At 63.3% G+C, this 18,079-nt stretch carries 14 protein-coding genes and 2 tRNA genes; 4 read left to right on the top strand and 12 right to left on the bottom strand.

Going from position 1 to position 18,079, the window contains the following annotated elements; genetic code table 11:
* Nucleotide 1 precedes the first annotated feature (1 nt).
* From prfB to RSE12_11890, 3 genes are all read right to left on the bottom strand, one after another.
* Nucleotides 2-1,129, bottom strand: coding sequence for a peptide chain release factor 2 (gene prfB, locus RSE12_11900; protein ID WRH61093.1), 1,128 nt, complete (start codon nt 1,127-1,129; stop codon nt 2-4).
* 108 nt (nt 1,130-1,237) lie between these two features.
* Complete coding sequence (locus RSE12_11895) at nt 1,238-3,787, bottom strand: PBP1A family penicillin-binding protein (GenBank protein ID WRH61092.1); 2,550 nt, start codon at nt 3,785-3,787, stop codon at nt 1,238-1,240.
* Nucleotides 3,788-3,901: 114 nt separating this feature from the next.
* Nucleotides 3,902-5,068 (bottom strand): N-acetylmuramoyl-L-alanine amidase, encoded by a 1,167-nt coding sequence (locus tag RSE12_11890; protein WRH61091.1) that lies wholly within the window; start codon nt 5,066-5,068, stop codon nt 3,902-3,904.
* Between the two features lie 301 nt (nt 5,069-5,369).
* Here RSE12_11890 and RSE12_11885 point away from each other — a divergent pair, with 301 nt between their 5' ends.
* Nucleotides 5,370-6,122, top strand: coding sequence for a DsbA family protein (locus RSE12_11885; GenBank protein ID WRH61090.1), 753 nt, complete (start codon nt 5,370-5,372; stop codon nt 6,120-6,122).
* Nucleotides 6,123-6,131: 9 nt separating this feature from the next.
* Here the strand turns inward: RSE12_11885 and ispG are convergent, their stop codons facing one another.
* The 4 genes from ispG to RSE12_11865 form a co-directional block, all read right to left on the bottom strand.
* Nucleotides 6,132-7,268: a flavodoxin-dependent (E)-4-hydroxy-3-methylbut-2-enyl-diphosphate synthase gene (ispG, locus tag RSE12_11880; GenBank protein WRH61089.1), complete on the bottom strand. Its 1,137-nt coding sequence runs from the start codon at nt 7,266-7,268 to the stop codon at nt 6,132-6,134.
* Between the two features lie 92 nt (nt 7,269-7,360).
* On the bottom strand, nt 7,361-8,599 hold the full coding sequence (locus RSE12_11875; protein WRH61088.1) for a DUF4115 domain-containing protein: 1,239 nt from the start codon (nt 8,597-8,599) through the stop codon (nt 7,361-7,363).
* A 115-nt stretch (nt 8,600-8,714) separates the two neighbouring features.
* Nucleotides 8,715-9,938, bottom strand: a complete 1,224-nt coding sequence (hemA, locus tag RSE12_11870; protein ID WRH61087.1) for a 5-aminolevulinate synthase — start codon at nt 9,936-9,938, stop codon at nt 8,715-8,717.
* Between the two features lie 190 nt (nt 9,939-10,128).
* Nucleotides 10,129-10,683, bottom strand: coding sequence for a 5-aminolevulic acid synthase (locus RSE12_11865; GenBank protein ID WRH61086.1), 555 nt, complete (start codon nt 10,681-10,683; stop codon nt 10,129-10,131).
* 111 nt (nt 10,684-10,794) lie between these two features.
* Between RSE12_11865 and RSE12_11860 the strand changes: the two genes are divergently transcribed.
* The gene (locus tag RSE12_11860) at nt 10,795-12,168 is read left to right on the top strand and encodes a M20/M25/M40 family metallo-hydrolase (protein WRH61085.1); all 1,374 of its coding nucleotides are present in this window, start codon (nt 10,795-10,797) and stop codon (nt 12,166-12,168) included.
* On the top strand, nt 12,165-12,608 hold the full coding sequence (locus RSE12_11855; protein ID WRH61084.1) for a GNAT family N-acetyltransferase: 444 nt from the start codon (nt 12,165-12,167) through the stop codon (nt 12,606-12,608). Before RSE12_11860 ends, RSE12_11855 begins: the two co-directional genes overlap by 4 nt.
* A 418-nt stretch (nt 12,609-13,026) precedes the next feature.
* On the opposite strand, the gene RSE12_11850 is transcribed toward RSE12_11855, so the two are convergent.
* The 3 genes from RSE12_11850 to RSE12_11840 form a co-directional block, all read right to left on the bottom strand.
* Nucleotides 13,027-13,103: transfer RNA gene (locus RSE12_11850), tRNA-Asp, on the bottom strand.
* 27 nt (nt 13,104-13,130) lie between these two features.
* Nucleotides 13,131-13,207, bottom strand: a tRNA-Asp gene (locus tag RSE12_11845).
* A 231-nt stretch (nt 13,208-13,438) separates the two neighbouring features.
* The gene (locus RSE12_11840) at nt 13,439-14,371 is read right to left on the bottom strand and encodes a pirin family protein (GenBank protein ID WRH61083.1); all 933 of its coding nucleotides are present in this window, start codon (nt 14,369-14,371) and stop codon (nt 13,439-13,441) included.
* Between the two features lie 110 nt (nt 14,372-14,481).
* On the opposite strand from RSE12_11840, the gene RSE12_11835 reads away from it, so the two are divergent.
* Complete coding sequence (locus RSE12_11835; protein WRH61082.1) at nt 14,482-15,651, top strand: alpha/beta fold hydrolase; 1,170 nt, start codon at nt 14,482-14,484, stop codon at nt 15,649-15,651.
* Here the strand turns inward: RSE12_11835 and RSE12_11830 are convergent, their stop codons facing one another.
* Entirely contained in the window at nt 15,652-16,959 is a 1,308-nt protein-coding gene (locus RSE12_11830; protein ID WRH61081.1) for an aspartate aminotransferase family protein, read from the bottom strand.
* Nucleotides 16,956-17,993, bottom strand: a complete 1,038-nt coding sequence (locus RSE12_11825) for a phosphotransferase (protein WRH61080.1) — start codon at nt 17,991-17,993, stop codon at nt 16,956-16,958. The genes RSE12_11830 and RSE12_11825 overlap by 4 nt, the downstream gene beginning before the upstream one ends.
* Nucleotides 17,994-18,079: the final 86 nt, after the last annotated feature.

Genomic DNA, 18,079 nt, shown 5'->3' with positions numbered 1-18,079 from the left:
CTTAATCTGCGGCGGTGGCCTCGGCGCGGGATTTTCCGGCTACGTCCATTGCCAGCGTCGCGGCCATGAAGCGATCCAGATCGCCATCCAGGACACCCTGCGTGTCCGAGGTTTCGACATTGGTGCGCAGATCCTTGACCATCTGATAGGGTTGCAGCACGTAAGACCGGATCTGGTTGCCCCAGCCTGCCTCGCCCTTGTTTTCATAGGCGGCGTTGATAGCGGCGTTGCGCTTGTCCAGTTCCATTTGATAGAGCCGCGATTTCAGCGCGTTCATCGCGATTTCGCGGTTCTGGTGCTGCGATTTCATCGACGAGGTGACGACGATGTTGGTCGGCAAGTGGGTAATCCGCACCGCCGAGTCCGTCGTGTTCACGTGCTGACCGCCCGCACCGGACGACCGATAGGTGTCGATCCGGATTTCATTGTCGGGGATGATGATCTCGATATTGTCGTCGATCACCGGATAGACCCAGACCGAAGAAAACGACGTGTGCCGCCGCGCGGCGGAATCATAGGGGCTGATCCGCACAAGCCGGTGAACACCGGATTCCGATTTCAGCCAGCCATAGGCATTGTGACCGGTAATCTTATAGCTGACAGACCGGATACCCGCCTCTTCGCCGGCGGTTTCGGACTGCATCTCAACCTTGTATCCCTTTTTCTCCGCCCAGCGGACATACATCCGGGCCAGCATCGACGCCCAGTCGCAGGATTCCGTACCGCCCGCACCCGCATTGATTTCAAGGAAGGTGTCGTTGCCATCCGCCTCGCCGTCCAGCAGCGCTTCAAGCTCTTTGGCGGCGGCAACCTCGACCAGCGCTTTCAGCGCGGCTTCGGCTTCGGTGACGATTTCCTGATCACCCTCCATCTCGCCCAGTTCGATCAGTTCGACATTGTCCTTCAGACCGGTCTCGATCATCCGATAGGTGGACAGTGCCTCCAGCAATGCCTGCCGTTCACGCATCAGCTTTTGTGCCTTTGCGGGATCGTTCCACAGATCAGGGGCTTCGATCATGGCGTCGAACTCTTCCAGACGATGCGGCGCGGTTTCCAAATCCATCCGCTGCCCAAGCAGCTTCAACGACTTGGAGATCGCATCGACATTGTTCTGCGTCTCAGAGCGCATGGTGGTTCTGTCCTGTGCTGGTCTGGAGGTCTGAAAGTCTGGAGGGCGTGATACCCTTTGGCGCAGCGGGCGGCAAGGGCTGCGCCCTTGCCTGCCTGTGCGGTGGCGTCAGTAAAGGCCGCCGGAACTGAGCGTGCCGAAATCTGCCTTTTCCGGAATGACCGCCGTTTCCCCGGTTGAGGTGACAACCGTGGTTTCGCCGCCGCCATCCCCCTCGCCATAGGCGAAGAGCGGCAGGTTGGAACCCATGGCAAAGCCGCCATCGACCATCATGTCCAGACCGATGATGCCGTCCACGCCTTCGCGGAAGTATTCGACCTGCACATTCGGACCGGAAGCGTCATCCGGCAACAAGGACCCGGTAAAGCGGTCCAGCTTGACCCAGCGCCCGCCTTCAGGGACGCGGAATTCAGTGCCGCCATAGCGGGCCACGGCCTGTTCCATGAATTCCTGAAACACCGGCGCGCACATGCCGCCACCCGACGCACCAGAGCCAAGGCTGCGCGGCTGGTCATAGCCCATGTAGCAGCCCGCCACGATGTTTGACGTATAGCCGATGAACCAGACGTCCTTGGCATCATTGGTGGTGCCGGTCTTGCCCGCCACCGGAACCGGCAGGTTCACAGCCCGCGCCGCCGTGCCACGGTCCACAACACCTTCCATCATGGAAGTCAGCTGATAGGCGGTGATGGCGTCCATCACCCGTTCGCGTTCAGACCGGATGCTGACGCCCGCGCCAGGATCAAGGCTGGCCAGGCGGCAATCGACGCATTCCCGCTGGTCATGGCGATAGATGGTGCGGCCAAAACGGTCCTGGACGCGGTCCACCAGTGTGGGTTCCACCCGTTCGCCGCCATTGGCGAACATGGCATAGGCGGCCACCATCTTGAAAAGCGTGGTTTCCTGCGCGCCAAGCGAATTGGCGAGGAACGGGCGCATCGGGTTATAAACACCAAAGTTTTCGGCATAGCGCGCAACCGTTTCCATGCCGATTTCCTGCGCGATCCGCACGGTCATCAGGTTACGCGATTGCTCAATCCCGGTCCGCACCGGGGTGGGGCCATAGAACTTGTTCGACGCATTCTTCGGCGTCCACAGACCTTCGGCGGTTTCCACCTCGATCGGCGCATCGACGACGATGGTGCCGGGGGTGAACCCGTTGTCCAGCGCGGCGGCATAGACAAAGGGTTTGAAGCTGGAACCGGGCTGACGGGTGGCCTGTGTCGCGCGGTTGAAGACCGAGTCCTGATAGGAAAAACCGCCCTGCATGGCGATGACCCGTCCGGTGAACACGTCCATCGCCATGAAGCCGCCCTGCACTTCGGGGATCTGACGCAGGGACCAACGGATGAAACTGCCATCCTCATCCGACGTGACGGCCCGCACATGGACGACATCGCCCACTGCGACCAGATCACCTGCGACCTGCCCCCGGCGGCCAAAACTGCCATCCGCGTTCAGCTTGCGCGCCCAGGTCACATCTTCGGCCGGGATCCAGTGGCCATCGGCGTCATCCTCAACCCCTTCGATGCCGATGCGGGCGTCATTTTCGCCCACCTCAAGCACCACGGCAGGGGACCAGCCGGCGATGTCGCGCGGCACTTCCACCTCGGCCAAAGCCGGGCGCCAATCGGCCAGACGGTCAGCAGGGATCGTCTTGCCTGTGCCGCGCCAGATGCCAAGGCCGCGGTCATACTTCTCCAGCCCGTCGCGCAGGGCCTTGGCGGCCACTTCCTGAAGGTCGGGGTCGGCGGTCGCACGGATAGACAAGCCGCCGCCGAAGAATTCTGCCTCGCCGAAAGTAGTGGACAGCTGGCGGCGGATTTCGTCGGTGAAATAGTTGCGCGGCGGCAGCGCCTCGCGGAAGGCGGGGTAGTCGCCATTCTGCACGGTCAGCAGCGGTTTCTCTGCCTCGGCCTTTGCCTCATCGCGGGTGATGTGGCCATCCTCGGCCATACGATTAAGCACATAAGCCCGCCGCTCCAGCGCACGGTCCTTGTTGCGCACAGGGTGCATTTCCGACGGCGCCTTGGGCAGGGTTGCCAGATAGGCGGCCTCACCCGCCGTGAGGGCGGTCAGAGGTTTGTTGAAATAGGTCTGGGCGGCGGCCGCCACACCATAGCTGTTCTGGCCAAGGAAAATTTCATTCAGATACAGTTCAAGGATCTTGTCCTTGGACAGCGTCTCCTCAAGCCGGGTGGCAAGGATGATTTCCTTGATCTTGCGTTCGCCTGTCCGGTCGCCCGACAGAAGGAAGTTCTTCATCACCTGCTGGGTGATGGTCGATGCGCCGCGCAGTTCCTGACCGCGGGTCAGGATCGCATCGCGAAAGGCTGCGGCCATACCGGTGACGTCATAGCCGTGGTGGGTGTAGAAGTTCTTGTCCTCGGCCGCGATGAAGGCGTCCTTTACCAGATCTGGGATGTCTTCGATCGGCACGAACAGGCGGCGTTCCTGTGCGAATTCATCCATGATCCGGCCTTCGCCGGAATAGATGCGGCTGATCGTGGGGGGCGTATACTGCGCCAGGCTTTCATGGCTGGGCAGATCGCGCGAATACATGAAGAAAATCGCGCCGATGGTCAGCGCGCCGAACAGGATACCCAGCGTCACGGCTGTGAAGATGGCTCCGAAGAATGAACCGACGAATCTGATCACGCGCGCATTTCCCGAGGCTTTCCCATATTGCCCGCGCTTATACACGGCTGGGGGGGGAAAGGTCAAAACGATGGCGTGAAGGCGCGGGCAAACGGCATCTTGCCGCCGGTTGCGTCAGCCGTCCTTCATCCCGGCAAGGGCGGCGTCCTCGGCGGCCCAGACGCGCAGCGCATCGCGGATGGCGGCGGCCATGCTGGCCCGCCATTCCGGGTCGATCAATCGCTCCAGATCCGACGCAGAAGACAGAAATCCCAGTTCAATCAGCAGCGAAGGCACATCCGGAGATTTCAGGACGGAAAAGCCCGCCTGCTGGATGGGATGGCGGTGCATCTTGAGCCCCGCGCCCGAAATCGACTGTCGCAGCGCCAGCGCAAGCCGATCAACCCTTGGCTGGGTTTCGGTGCGGGCCATGTCCATCAGCACCGTCGCCACCAAATCATCCTGTTCGGTCAGGTCGATGCCCGACAGCAGATCGTCACGGTCATGCCGTTCGGCCAAGGCGCGGGCAGCCTCGTCGCTGGCATCTTCGGACAGGGTATAGATCGTGGCCCCAACGGCCTCACCCTCGGCCAAGGCATCGGCGTGGAGCGACAGGAAGACATCTGCCCCGGCAGCATGGGCCACAGAGATGCGTGCCTCAAGCGGAACGAAGATGTCATCATCACGTGTCATCACCACGCGAAAGCCGCCGTCGCGGACGAGCAGTTCCTTCAATTCACGCGCGAAAATCAGCATCAATTCGGCCTCGGTATGGCCATCGCGTTCCGCGCCCGGATCAATGCCACCATGCCCGGGGTCAAGAACCACGGTCAGCGGACCCTCGCCGCGCGGGGTCGGCGCGGACAGAGTGGCGGCCTGTGGCAGCGCCCATTCCGCCGGTTCTGGCAGGGCCGCCTGACGTTCGAAATCGGCTGGCGTGGTGGGCACCAGCCCAAGGCGCACCGTTGCGCCGGTATCGGTGGCCATTTCCGCCGTCATCACGGCCATCGGCGCGCGCAGCTCCATCACCAGACGCGACCAGCCGGGGCGAAAGCTGCCCGCACGCAGATCTGCAATCCGGCTGCTGTCGCGGCGCATGTCGGCGATGCCGGACCAGTCCACCTCGCGGAAATCCATGATCAGGCGGCGCGGGTTATTTGCCAGACGCACCCGCCACGGCACAGGCTGGCTCAGCTGGAGTGTGACGGACAGGGTTTCGCCCTGATCCATGATGGAAGACGCGGCGGGGTCCAACCGCGCCAAAGCCGACAGATCCTGTGCGGCGGCCGGAAGCCAGGCCATTACCGTCAAGATCAAGCCTGTCAGCCATGCACGCATCCCCTGCCCTCCTGCTTTTTTCTCGGAGTATCACGCCTGATCCGTCGCTTGTCCATTCAAGGCTGCGACATCCAGGGACGGGTGTGCTTTGAGGCCCCCGCGTCCCTTTGCCGGACACGTCTTCCCGTATCACGAAGCAGGGATTGGGCGGTGGATGCCTTGAATTCTTCCCGGCCCCACCCCTAAGGTGGGCGCAAGCGCTTTGCCCTGCGGGACGAAGACCATTGCAATGCCCGATCCGGGCCTTTCGTTGACGGAGCCTCTGATGCGCAGTCTTTTTGCGGGCACTGCCCTGACCCTTGCCCTTGCCCTGCCCGGCTTTGCCGACGGTCTGACCGATATGTCGGATGCGGAACGCACAGCCTTTCGCGCCGAGGTGCGGGCCTATCTGATGGAGAACCCCGAGGTTCTGGTCGAGGTGATGAACGAACTGGAAAACCGCGAACAGATCGCGGCCATGGCGCGCGACAAGGAGATGCTTGCTGCGCAATCCGACGCGATTTTCAATGATGCGGCGTCTTATGTCGGCGGCAATCCCGAAGGCGATATCACGGTGGTTGAGTTCATCGATTATCGCTGCGGCTATTGCCGTAAGGCGTGGGAAGAGGTGGATCAGCTTGTCGAAGGCGATGGCAATATCCGCTTTGTTCTGAAGGAGTTCCCGATTCTGGGTGAGGCATCGGTCCTGTCGTCGCGCTTTGCCATCGCGGTGCTGCAACTGCATGGGAATGAGGCCTACAAGACGGCCCATGATGCCCTGCTGTCGATGCGGGCAGAACCCACGCCAGAAGCGCTTGCGCGCATCGCGGGGGATATGGGGCTGGAGCCGCAGCCCATCATGGAGCGGATGAATGCCCCGGAAGTGACCAAGGTGATCGAGGACAATCACCGTCTGGCGCAGACGATGGAGATCAGCGGCACGCCTACCTTTGTGGTGGGCGGCACCATGGTGCGGGGCTATGTGCCGCTGGATGCAATGCAGCAGATCGTGGAAGAACAGCGCGCCAACGCGGGCTGATCTTCCCGCTTACTGGGCCGCCTCGGACGCGGCGGCCTTTTCGGCCGCGTCGATTTCGGCGGCCTTCTGTTCCACCAGTTCGACGATATGGTCGATCATCCGGTCATTGCCCAGCTTGTGGCTTTGCTTGCCTGCCAGATAGACCATGCCTGATCCGGCGCCACCGCCGGTGAAACCGATATCGGTCATCAAAGCCTCACCCGGGCCGTTCACAACACAGCCGATGATCGACAGCGACAGCGACGTGGTGATGTGGGCAAGGCGGTCTTCGAGCGCGGAAACCGTCTTGATTACGTCAAATCCCTGCCGCGCGCAGGACGGGCAGGAAATGATCGTCACGCCACGGTGGCGCAGACCAAGCGATTTCAGGATTTCGAAGCCAACCTTCACCTCTTCCACCGGATCGGCGGAAAGGGAGACGCGGATCGTGTCGCCAATGCCCATCCACAGCAGGTTGCCAAGGCCGATGGCCGATTTCACCGTGCCGGAGACAAGGCCCCCGGCTTCGGTGATGCCCAGATGGATCGGGGCATCCGTCGCTTCGGCCAGTTGCTGATAGGCGGCGGCGGCCATGAACACATCCGACGCTTTCACGCTGATCTTGAATTCGTGAAAATCGTTGTCCTGCAACAGCTTGATGTGATCCATGCCGGATTCCACCATGGCATCAGGGCAAGGTTCGCCATACTTGTCCAACAGGTGCTTTTCTAGACTGCCCGCGTTCACGCCGATGCGGATGGAACAGCCATGGTCCTTGGCGGCTTTGACCACCTCGGCTACGCGGCGGGCGTCGCCGATATTGCCGGGGTTGATACGCAGGCAGGCAGCGCCAGCCTCTGCCGCCTCAATCGCGCGTTTGTAATGAAAATGGATATCCGCCACGATGGGAACCGGGCTTTCCGCCACGATCTCGCGCAGGGCGCGGGTGCTTTCTTCATCCGGGGTGGAAACGCGCACGATATCGGCCCCGGCAATGGCGGCGCGCTGGATCTGTTCCAGCGTGGCCGCGACATCGGTGGTCAGGGTATTCGTCATCGTCTGCACGCTGATCGGTGCGTCACCGCCGACCAGCACCTTGCCCACGCGGATCTGGCGCGATTTGCGGCGATAGATGTTGCGCCAGGGGCGCACGGTATTCAGCGACATGGAGGCGGTCCTGCTGCGGGCAAACGTCTGCAACAGAGATAGACGCAGCCGACCGCAAGGGCAACCGCAGAGGCGACAATGCCTGAAGTTGATCAGTCGACGAGCGGTGCCGGGTCGGTTGCGGCCTGTGCCACATTCACGAACTTCGCCAGATCGGCATCGACGGAAAGATCCGCTTCGGCAAAGGTCTGGGTCAGGGCATCGGCGGAAAGGGCGACGTTCTTCACAACCGATGCGCCCGGTGCGGCGGGGCCATAGGTGCGGCCATTCACGGCAAAGTAAACAGATCCTGAATTGCCCGCGCGCAGGACGGGCGCCTCTTCGAGGCTGGGCACGACATAGCGTTCGCCCGCATCAAGAATTTTTTCGAACAGCACGGTGCCATCAGCCGATTGCACCCGCACCCATGACGGGCGCACGGCCAGAACTTCCAGTTGCGGCGCGGCGTCGGCAACGACTTGCACGCCATCCACAGCGCCAGCCTCGGCCAATGCCTGATCGACGGCGGCGGCCATGGGATCGGCAGGAGCGGCAGAGGCAAGGGTGCCCGTGTCGCGCGGATTGATTGCTGCGATGGGGCCATCGCGCGACGTCATCACCGGCACATCCAGCGCCTGCGGACGATACAGGCGATCCATCAGATCGGGCTGGGCTGAAGTATTCGCCTCGGCCAGCGCGGCGGGGTCTGCTTCGGGTGCGACGGCGACTTCGGCCACCAGCGGATCAATGCGCTGCACACCGTCGAGCGGGTCAATCTCGGCCACCACAACGGGGGCTTGGTCGATCGGGGCCAGTTGCACGCGCTGCACTTCTTGCAACACGGACCAGCCGCCATAGCCGATCGCGCCAATGAGCACCGCCAACACGAGAACGGAGCCGACCGCGCCCGGTTCAATCTGCGACAGCACGCTTTCGCTGCGCGGGATGAAGGTCGCGTTGGGATTGGCCAGCGGATCGCCGAAATCCTGCGTTGCACGTTTGGCCGTGATCCCCTGAGACGAGGCGGCCGCGCTCATGCCATGGGCGACTGTGAAATTCGCCTCGACACAGAATTTCTGAAATGCCCAATCCGGATCCATGCCGAGATAGCGCGCATAAGACCGCACATAGCCCGCGACAAACCCTTGGGTTTCAAAGGCCGACACGTCTGCATTTTCAATGGCAGCAATATAGGTGGCTTTGATTTTAAGCTCGCGCTGCACATCGAGCAGCGATTTGCCCAGCGTGGCGCGTTCGCCCCGCATCAGGTCGCCCAGTCGCAGTTCGAAATCGTCAAAGCCCTTTGGCTTGTCGACCCCGGCCGTCGAAGGTTTGGACCTCCAACCGATCATGCAACTTGCCCCATCACTGCCCCAAGACCACCGAGTCGCATTGTGCGCGACTCATATTCTGTCGTATTCAGGATAAGTTAGCACAGGGCAAGGCCTTTTGCATGTGCGGAAAGTGTCAGGCGGATACCTCGGCGCGATTCAGCGCACAATGCCCCCAAAGTGCATCCATAGCCCGCACCAGATGGTCGATCTGCCGCGAATCGTGCACCGGCGAGGGCGTGAAGCGCAGGCGTTCGGTGCCACGCGGCACGGTGGGGAAGTTGATAGGCTGCACGTAGATACCATAGGTTTCAAGCAGCATATCAGACAGCATCTTGCAATGCACCGGATCGCCGACATGGACCGGCACGATATGGCTGCCATGGTCGATGATCGGCAGACCCAACCCCTTGAGCCGGGTTTTCAGAATGCGGGCATGAAGTTGCTGGGAATCGCGCAGATGCTGCGCGGTCTTGAGGATGCGGACGGATGCCGCCGCACCGGCCGCCACGGCGGGCGGCAAAGACGTGGTGAAGATGAAACCCGGCGCATAGGACCGGATCGCATCCACCATGCGGGCCGAAGCAGCGATGTATCCGCCGAACACGCCATAGGCCTTGGCCAGGGTGCCGTTGATGATGTCGATGCGATGCATCTGGCCATCGCGTTCCGCGACCCCTGCCCCGCGCGGGCCATACATGCCCACGGCGTGAACCTCGTCGATATAGGTCAGCGCGTTGAATTCCTGTGCCAGATCGCAAATCGCGGCGATCGGGCCGAAATCGCCGTCCATCGAGTAGATCGATTCAAAGGCGATCAGCTTTGGCGCGGCGGGATCATCCGCCGCCAGCAATGCGCGCAGATGGGCCAGATCGTTATGGCGGAAGATACGCTTTTCGCCGCCCCCGCGACGGACGCCTTCGATCATGGACGCATGGTTAAGCGCGTCGGAATAGATAATAAGTCCGGGAAAGATGGACCGCAGCGTCGAAAGCGTGGCGTCATTTGCGATATAGGCGCTGGAGAAAACCAGCGCGGCCTCTTTGCCGTGCAGATCGGACAGTTCTGCCTCAAGCTGCTTGTGATAGACCGTCGTGCCGGAAATATTGCGCGTGCCGCCCGATCCCGCGCCCGTGGCATCGAGCGCCTCGTGCATGGCGGCCAACACTTCGGGGTGCTGCCCCATTCCCAGATAATCGTTGCCGCACCAAACGGTTATGTCGCGTTCCGTGCCGTCGGGGCGGCGCCAGACTGCCTGCGGGAAATGGCCCTTGCGGCGCACGATATCGATGAAGGTGCGATAGCGCCCTTCGTCGTGCAGACGTTGCAGGCTGGCATCCAGCGCAGCTTGGTAATCCATCGCGTCTCCTATCCGGCGGTGCGTTTCGCCGTCCTCAGTGCGCTTGTCCCGGGAAAAGCCTGATATGGCGGCGGCCCGGAATAAATGCGTCAGTCGTTGCTATAGCCATGGTCGGTAAACCCGGCCTTACCCTTGATATGGATCAAAGCGGCCATGATTCACCCCGGATTTGGTGGACCTGTTGCCGCAGTCAGTCTGCGATGGCAACGGTGCAATCCGTCGCGGCCTGCTGTTTGGCGGCACAGGCGGCGACCGCCTCATCCCCGGATGCACCCAAACCCCAGGCACCCGTTGCCGCCGAAATGGCCAATGCGCCGCCCGTGTAGTTCGCGAAATCGGTGGTCGCAGACATGGACAATTGCAGGGGCCGCGCCTCCCATCCTTCGGGGCGGACAAGGGCCACAATGACACAATCGGCGGCGCCTTTCTTCTTGGCGTTGCATTCGCCAAGGGCGGCGGTGCTGGCCGCTTCGATCGTGTGGTGGTTGGCTGCGGCGATGGTGGCTTCGGACATCAGCCCCTCATCGGGGGAAATGGCGATTGCGGCGTAATAGGGTTGGTCCTGCGCGACCATGGCCAGCATCTTGGCCTCGTCCTTGGCCAGCACGCCCTGCCCGTTGATTTCCACCTCGGCCGGTGCCGGGGCGAAGAGAAGACTCGCCGCCTCATCGCCCGTGATGCTTTGGGCAAGCGCGGGAAAGCCGGCTAAGGACAGGGTGAGCACCAGGGATGACAATCGGGACATGGCAGGTTCCTCATCGGATGACGGGGTTGTTTTAACCTGTCAGGCCGGGTCTGGACAGGGGCAGAAGTGTTGATAGGGTCGCGGCGCGTATCACATTCAGGAGACAGCGCCATGAGCCTTGATGCCGTTCTTGCCCGCATTGACGCGGACCTGCCACAGGCGCTGGAGCGGTTGATGGAATTGCTGCGCATTCCGTCGATCTCGACCGACCCGGCCTTTAAGCCCGATTGTGCACACGCTGCGGATTGGCTGGTGGCGGATTTGCAGACGCTGGGGTTCACCGCGGCAAGCCGTCCGACACCGGGGCATCCGATGGTGGTGGGGCACGGGGGCGAAGGCGGGCGTCACCTGTTGTTCTACGGGCACTACGACGTGCAACCCGTTGATCCGCTGGAGCTTTGGGCGCGTGATCCGTTCGACCCGCAGGTCGAAGATACCCCCAAAGGCAAGGTGATCCGAGCGCGGGGATCGTCGGATGACAAGGGGCAGTTGATGACCTTCCTTGAGGCCTGCCGGGCCTGGAAGGCGGTGCATGGCAGCCTGCCCGGCAAGCTGACGATCTTTCTGGAAGGTGAGGAGGAATCGGGTTCGCCGTCGCTGATCCCCTTCCTGCGCGAGAATGCCGCCGAGTTGCGCGCCGATCTGGCGCTGATTTGTGATACGGGGCTGTTCGAGGATGCGGTGCCTGCGATCACGACCATGTTGCGCGGGCTTTGCAAGGCGGAATTCACCGTACGAGCCGCAAGCCGCGATCTGCATTCGGGCATGTATGGCGGGTTGGCGCGCAACCCGATTCACGTGCTGACACGGTTGCTGGCGGGGCTGCATGATGCAGAGGGGCATGTGCAAGTGCCCGGATTCTATGACGATGTTGCCGAACTGCCCGATGCGCTGCGCCAGCAGTGGCAGGCTTTGGCCTTTGACCATGGCAAGTATCTGGGGGATGTCGGGCTATCGCTGCCCGCGGGTGAGGTGGAGCGGACGCCGCTGGAAATGATCTGGTCGCGCCCGACCGCCGAGGTGAACGGCATCTGGGGCGGCTATACCGGTGCGGGTTTCAAGACCGTGCTGCCGGGCGAGGCCCATGCCAAGGTGAGCTTTCGGCTGGTGTCGAAACAGGATCCGGAGAAGGTGCTCAAGTCCTTTAGATCATGGGCAGAATCGCAAATTCCGGCAGATTGCGAGATCATCTGGCATGACGGGATCGAAGGGTCGCCCGCATCGGTGATGGAGATCGGCGATCCGGCGTTCGAGGCGGCGCGGCAGGCGCTGACCGATGAATGGGGCCGCGCGGCGGCCTTTGTGGGATCGGGCGGGTCGATCCCGATTGCGGGATATTTCAAGACGGAACTGGGGATGGATGCGATGCTGATCGGCTTTGGTCGGGATGACGACCAGATCCACAGCCCCAATGAGAAGTATGATCTGGAGTGCTTCCACAAGGGCATCCGGTCCTGGGCCCGTGTTCTGGCGCGACTGCAATGAGCGTGGATATCCGCGATGCAACCCCTGCGGATGAGGCGGGTTGGCGCAGCTTGTGGCAGCAATACCTTGATTTCTATGAGGTTGTTCTGAAGCCAGAGGTCACCGCTGCCACTTGGGCGCGGCTGATGGACCCCGCCTCGCCGGTCAAGGCGCGGCTGGCTTTTGTGGATGGAGAAATGGTGGGGTTTGCCATTCACCTGCACCACCCGTCGACATGGGTGATCGGTGAGGATTGCTATCTGGAAGACCTGTTCCTTGCGCCTGCGGCGCGGGGCAAGGGCGTGGGGCGGGCGCTGATCGAGGATCTGAAGACGCTGGCGCGGGGCAAAGGGTGGCAGCGGCTGTATTGGCACACGGATGAAGACAACCTCGTGGCGCGGCGGCTGTATGACCGCTTTGTCGAGTCAGACGGGCATGTGCGGTATCGGCTGACGTTGTAGGGCGTTCTGGGGGTTAATCACCCGCCTTTTCAGCGTTTTACGCGAAATCGGCTGTGCAGCGGCCGGTGCAGACGCCTGTGCAGACAAGCGTATGCACGCAGCGAACGGTCCTAACGGTTAACCTTAACCGGTTGTTCATGACCGACTCAGCGCCAACCGCGCCAGTTTGGCGATCAGCAAAAGCCAAGGAAGGGTGTGGAAGGCGAGATCGAAGATGTCCATGGGGCGAAGAGGGATGCCGGCCACCAGCATCTTGAACTTTTCCCAGATGTGAGGTTCCGGGAAGAACGGGGCGAGGCCCAGCGTGAACGCGCCGACAAAGGCTAGGGTCAGGGGGATGCGGTCGAGGAATTACATGGGCACCTCCGGTTTTACGGGAGCGTTATCACACATTCATTATTCTGCATCTGTGGTGAAATGGCGCGGTCGACGGGGCTCGAACCCGCGACCCCCGGCGTGACAGGCCGGTACTCTAACCAACTGAGCTACAACCGCGCATTTAAACGTTCGGGGTCGGGCGGATGGCGCGGTTGACGGGGCTCGAACCCGCGACCCCCGGCGTGACAGGCCGGTACTCTAACCAACTGAGCTACAACCGCACTCGACCGCCCGGTTCCCCGAACGTGGGGTGGGTATTACGGAAGGGCGCGGGTGGCGTCAAGCGACCTTTGGAAAATAATCCGCGGCCGATGGAGAGGGCGAAATTTGGCGCAAATTTCGCGTCGATTTCTGCACGCAGAAATCGGATGCGCCCTTCCCGAAGGGCGCACGGAATTTGCGCCAAATTCCGGCGCGGTTTCTGCGTCAAAAACCGCTTTGCCAAACGGCAGTTACGGAGCGGGGATGAATTCCGCGTTGTCATCGGGCGGCAGCCGGAAGCGGCCATGCGCCCAATCGCCTGCGCGCCACGCCTCTTTCGCGGCGTCGATGCGTTCTTTCGACGAGGCCACGAAGTTCCACCAGATGTGGCGCGGGCCATCCATCGTAGCCCCGCCCAGCAGCATCAGCCGCGCCCCCTGCCCGCCTGCGCGCACCGAGATGCGGTCGCCCGGACGGAACACGAGCATCTGGCCTGCGGGGAAGGTCTGGCCGCCCACAGTCACCTCACCCGCCAGAATGTAGATGCCGCGATCTTCATGGTCGTCGGGCAACGGAATGGCGGCGCCGGGATCGAGGGTGGCATCGGCATAGAACACCTCGGACGGGGTATCGACCGGCACGCGTTCGCCCCAGGCATGGCCCAGGATCAGGCGGACGGTTTTGCCTTCGCCTTCCAGTTCCGGCAGCAGGCTGCCTTGGGCATGGACAAAGGCGGCGGGGTCGTCTTCGTTCTTTTTCGGCAGGGCGAGCCACGTTTGCAGGCCGAACATGGTATGCGGCTGGCTGCGCAGCGAGCCATCTGTGCGTTCGGAATGGGTGATGCCATGGCCTGCCATCATCAGGTTGACTGCACCCGGTTCGATCCATTGATCGGTGCCCAGACTGTCACGGTGGTGCAGGCGGCCCTTGAGCAGATAGGTGACGGTGGCCAGCCCGATATGGGGATGGGGGCGAACGTCGATCCCCTGCCCTGTCAGAAATTCAGCCGGGCCCATCTGATCGAAGAAGATGAAGGGGCCAACCATCTGGCGCTCCACCGAGGGAAGTGCTCGGCGCACCTCGAACCCGCCAAGATCGCGGGCGCGCGGGACGATGACAGCCTCGATCGCATCGACGGCATCGCCGATGGGGATGGACGGGTCTAGGGCGGGGTTCCAGCTCATGGCAGCCTCCGGGCTTTGCTTGGGTCCAATGTAGGGGAAGGCAGAGGCCGGGTCACCCGCCGCAGGCGCGCGCGGGTTGTGCAGGCTGGCACAGGCGCGCCGGGGGTGGCATGGTGGAGGGCATGGTGAACCGGATAGATCAGCAGCGCCCAGATGCGCCGGATATGGCGGGCTATGGCCCGCATGGCGTGGGCTGGCAGGACTGGGAGGTGGAGACGCCGCCTGTGGTCGATGTGGTGGCGACAGGGGACGGGCCTGAACAGTTTGCCCCCCGGCGGCTGCGCTGTGTGGTGTGGTATCCGGCGGCACCGGGCGGGGTGGCGGTGACGTTGCGCAGCCGGTTGCGCGATGGGCGGCAGGAGGCGGATCTGCAAGGGCGAGCCGTGGCAGGGGCGCAGCCTGTGGCAGGGCGGTTTCCGCTGGTGATCCTGTCGCATGGCTGGCCGGGGAACCGCTTCCTGATGGCGCATCTAGGCGAAGCGCTGGCCTCGCGCGGTTTCTTTGTGGTGGCGCCGGATCATCCGGGCAGCACCTATGAGGACCGGCTGGACGGGCGGGCGGATTTCGGGATCACGCTGGTGCATCGGCCGCTGGATCAGCGGTTCCTGATCGCGGCGGCGGTGGAGGCCTTTGCCGATCGGGTGGATGGAAGCCGCGTGGCCGTGGTGGGCTATTCCATGGGGGGCTATGGCGCGCTGGTGTCGGCGGGGGCGGGTCTGTCATCAGTGGGGGTGAATTGGCCGGGTGGCGCGCGCGGCGATCTGATGGCGCATCACGCCGAGGGGGCGGCGCTGCCGGCGGAAGGGTTGCGCGCCATCGTGGCGATTGGCCCCTGGGGCGTGCAGCACGGGTTCTGGACCGACGCGGCGCTTGCCGCGATCCGGGTGCCGATGCTGGTGATCGGCGGGGATCAGGACGGGATATCGGGCTATGCCGATGGCATCCGGCGGGTGTTCACGCAAGCCACGGGCTGTGACCGCTGGCTGCTGACGTTTCAGGGCGCGGGGCACAATGCGGCGGCCCCTATCCCTGCCCCGCGCGAAAGCTGGGCGATGGTGCCTTGGCTGGAGTTCGCGCCGTTCGAGCACTATGCCGATCCCGTCTGGGACAGCGTGCGCATGAACAACATTGCGCAGCATGTGGTGGCGGCCTTTCTGGACCAGTCCCTTTGCGGGGCGGATCAGGCGGCGCGGTTGGCCCCGTTTGAAGGCGGGCGGCCTGCGGGGTTTACCGAAGCAGGCGCGCCGGGGCTGCGGTTGGAGCGGTTGGCGAAAGGGTGATCACCCGTCGCGGCGCAAGATCACATCAAGCCGGTCGAGGAAGAGCGCGGCGTTGTCTTCGGAAAAGACCAGGGGCGGGCGGATCTTGAGGGTGTGGCCTTGTGGGCCGGTTGCAGAGATCAGGATGCGGGCCTCGCGCAGGGCGTTGACGAGGCGGCCCGCGCGGGCGCGGTCCGGCCTGCCATCGGTGACGATATCGACGGCGAGGAAGAGGCCGGCGCTGCGAATGTCGCCCAAGGCGGGGTGACGGGTGGCAAGCGTTTCAAGCCCCGCGCGGAAGGTGGCGCCGACGCGGGCGGCGTTTTGCATCAACCCTTCCTCTTCGATCACCGAGAGCACCGCCATCGCGGTGGCGGCGGCGACGGCATTGCCGCCGAAGGTGTTGAAATAGCGCGCCTTTGCGCCGAATTCGGCGATCACATGGGGTTGCAGGACAAGGCCCGCGACGGGGTAGCCATTGCCCATCGGCTTGCCCAGCGAGACCATGTCGGGGGTCACACCGTGGCGCTGAAAGCCCCACATATGCCCGCCCGTGCGGCCAAAGCCGGGTTGAACCTCATCAGCCAGAAACAGCCCGCCTGCGGCGCGGATGGCGGCGGCAGCGGGCGCGAGGAAACCCGGCGGATCGGTGAAGAGACCGTCGGAGGAAAAGACGGTGTCGACGATCAGCAGCGCGGGACGGATGCCGTGGCGGAAGAGATCGTCGATGGCGGTCTGAACATGGGCGGTGAAAGTGGTGGCGGGGTCGCCGTGGCGGGCATCGGGGGCCGGGATGGTGCGGACATGTGCGCCGAGCGGGACGCCGGGGCCGAGGGACGGGGAAAACTCGGCCACCGATGCTGTGACGCCGTGATAGGCGTTTTCCGTGACGATGATGCCGGTGCCGCCCGTGGCCGCGCGGGCAAGGCGCAGGGCCAGATCATTCGCCTCGGACCCGGTGCAGGTGAACATGACATGGGCCAGATCGGGCGGGAAATGCGCCAGCAGCCGTTCGGCATATTCCAGCACGCCATCATGCAGATAGCGGGTATGGGTGGCCAGTGTTGCCGCCTGTTCGGCCATGGCGGCCACCACGCGGGGGTGGCAATGGCCGACCGAGGCCACGTTGTTGTAGGTGTCCAGATAGGCGTTGCCTTCGGGATCATACAGCCAGACGCCCTGCCCCCGCAGCAGATGGACGGGGGTTTCGTAGAACAGCCGATAGGCCGGGCCCAGCAGATGCTGGCGGCGATCAACCATCGCGGCTTCGGTCGGGCCAAGGTTGCCCGCGCCGGGGACAAAGGCATTGGGCATGGGATCGCGGGTCATGGGGCATCCATTGGGGTGAGGCGCGCGAGGGCGCGAGACAGGGCTTTGGGGCCGGCCTTGGCCAAGGCGATGAGGCCCTGTGCGGCAGAGGGAAAGTTGCGCAGGATATAGGGCGCGTTTTCCGGGTAACGGGCGGCACGGAAGCTGGTGATGGCGAGCGTTGTCACCATGCGCGCAGCGACAAGATCGGGAAGAACGGTGATCTCAGCGGCGGTCAGCGGGTATTCGGTTGCCCAAGCGGCGGCAAAAGCGGCCAGCGATGCGGCGGGATTGGCGGGACCAAGGCAATAGGCGGCGGCGATGGCCAGATCGCAGACCATCGGCGTGAGAACCATGTCGCCGAAATCAAGGATGCCTGTCACATGATCGGGCGCGGCGGGATCGCCCAGCAGGTTGTGCGGGTTCAGATCGCCATGGATGACCTGCCAGCGCAGGGAGGGCAGCGCAGGAGCGACACGCGTATCGAAACGGTCCAGCGTTGCGGTGGCAACGGCGCGCAAGGCGGGATCAGAGATATGAGGCAAAAGCGGGCGCAGCTGGGCCGCGCGTTTGATATCCCATTGCAGGCTGTGATCGGCAGCGGGATCGCTGAACCCCTGCATCGCCCGCGCCAGCCGCGCGCCAAGCCGTGCGACGCCTGCGGCCTGCATCGGGCTGGGCGGCAGGGTGGCCAAGGGCGCGCCATCAAGCCAGGTGAGAACGCGCATCAGATGGCCGGAGGGCAGGATGACGTCTTCCGCGCCGTCGGCGGTGGTCACCACATGCGGGATGGGCAGGGTTGGATCGCAGGCGGCGGCATGGCGCAGGGCGCGGGTCTGAAACCGCGTCATGGCATGGGGTTCGGCGAGGTTGGCGATTTTGACCACGAAGCGGCCATGCGGCGCATCAAGCCGGTGGTTCAGGTCGCGTTCCGAGGTGAGCGGTGAAAGTTGGCCGGACAGGCCCCAATGGGCCGCCAGCGAGCCTGCGACGGTTTCGGGATCAAAGACGGGAGGACGGCTGTCCAGAAGAGGGCTGATCGAGGAAAGGGTCATGAGCCAGCCAAGGGTTCGCCTGCACGGATGCCGTTGGTGGAGTATCATCCCGTCTGTCGGGAAAGATAAAGGGGCAAAGGGAGCGC

This window comes from Fuscovulum sp. (assembly GCA_035192965.1).
Lineage (GTDB): Bacteria > Pseudomonadota > Alphaproteobacteria > Rhodobacterales > Rhodobacteraceae > Paragemmobacter.
Note: the sequence above shows the minus strand (reverse complement) of the source record. Positions and strands in the feature narration are given on the sequence as shown.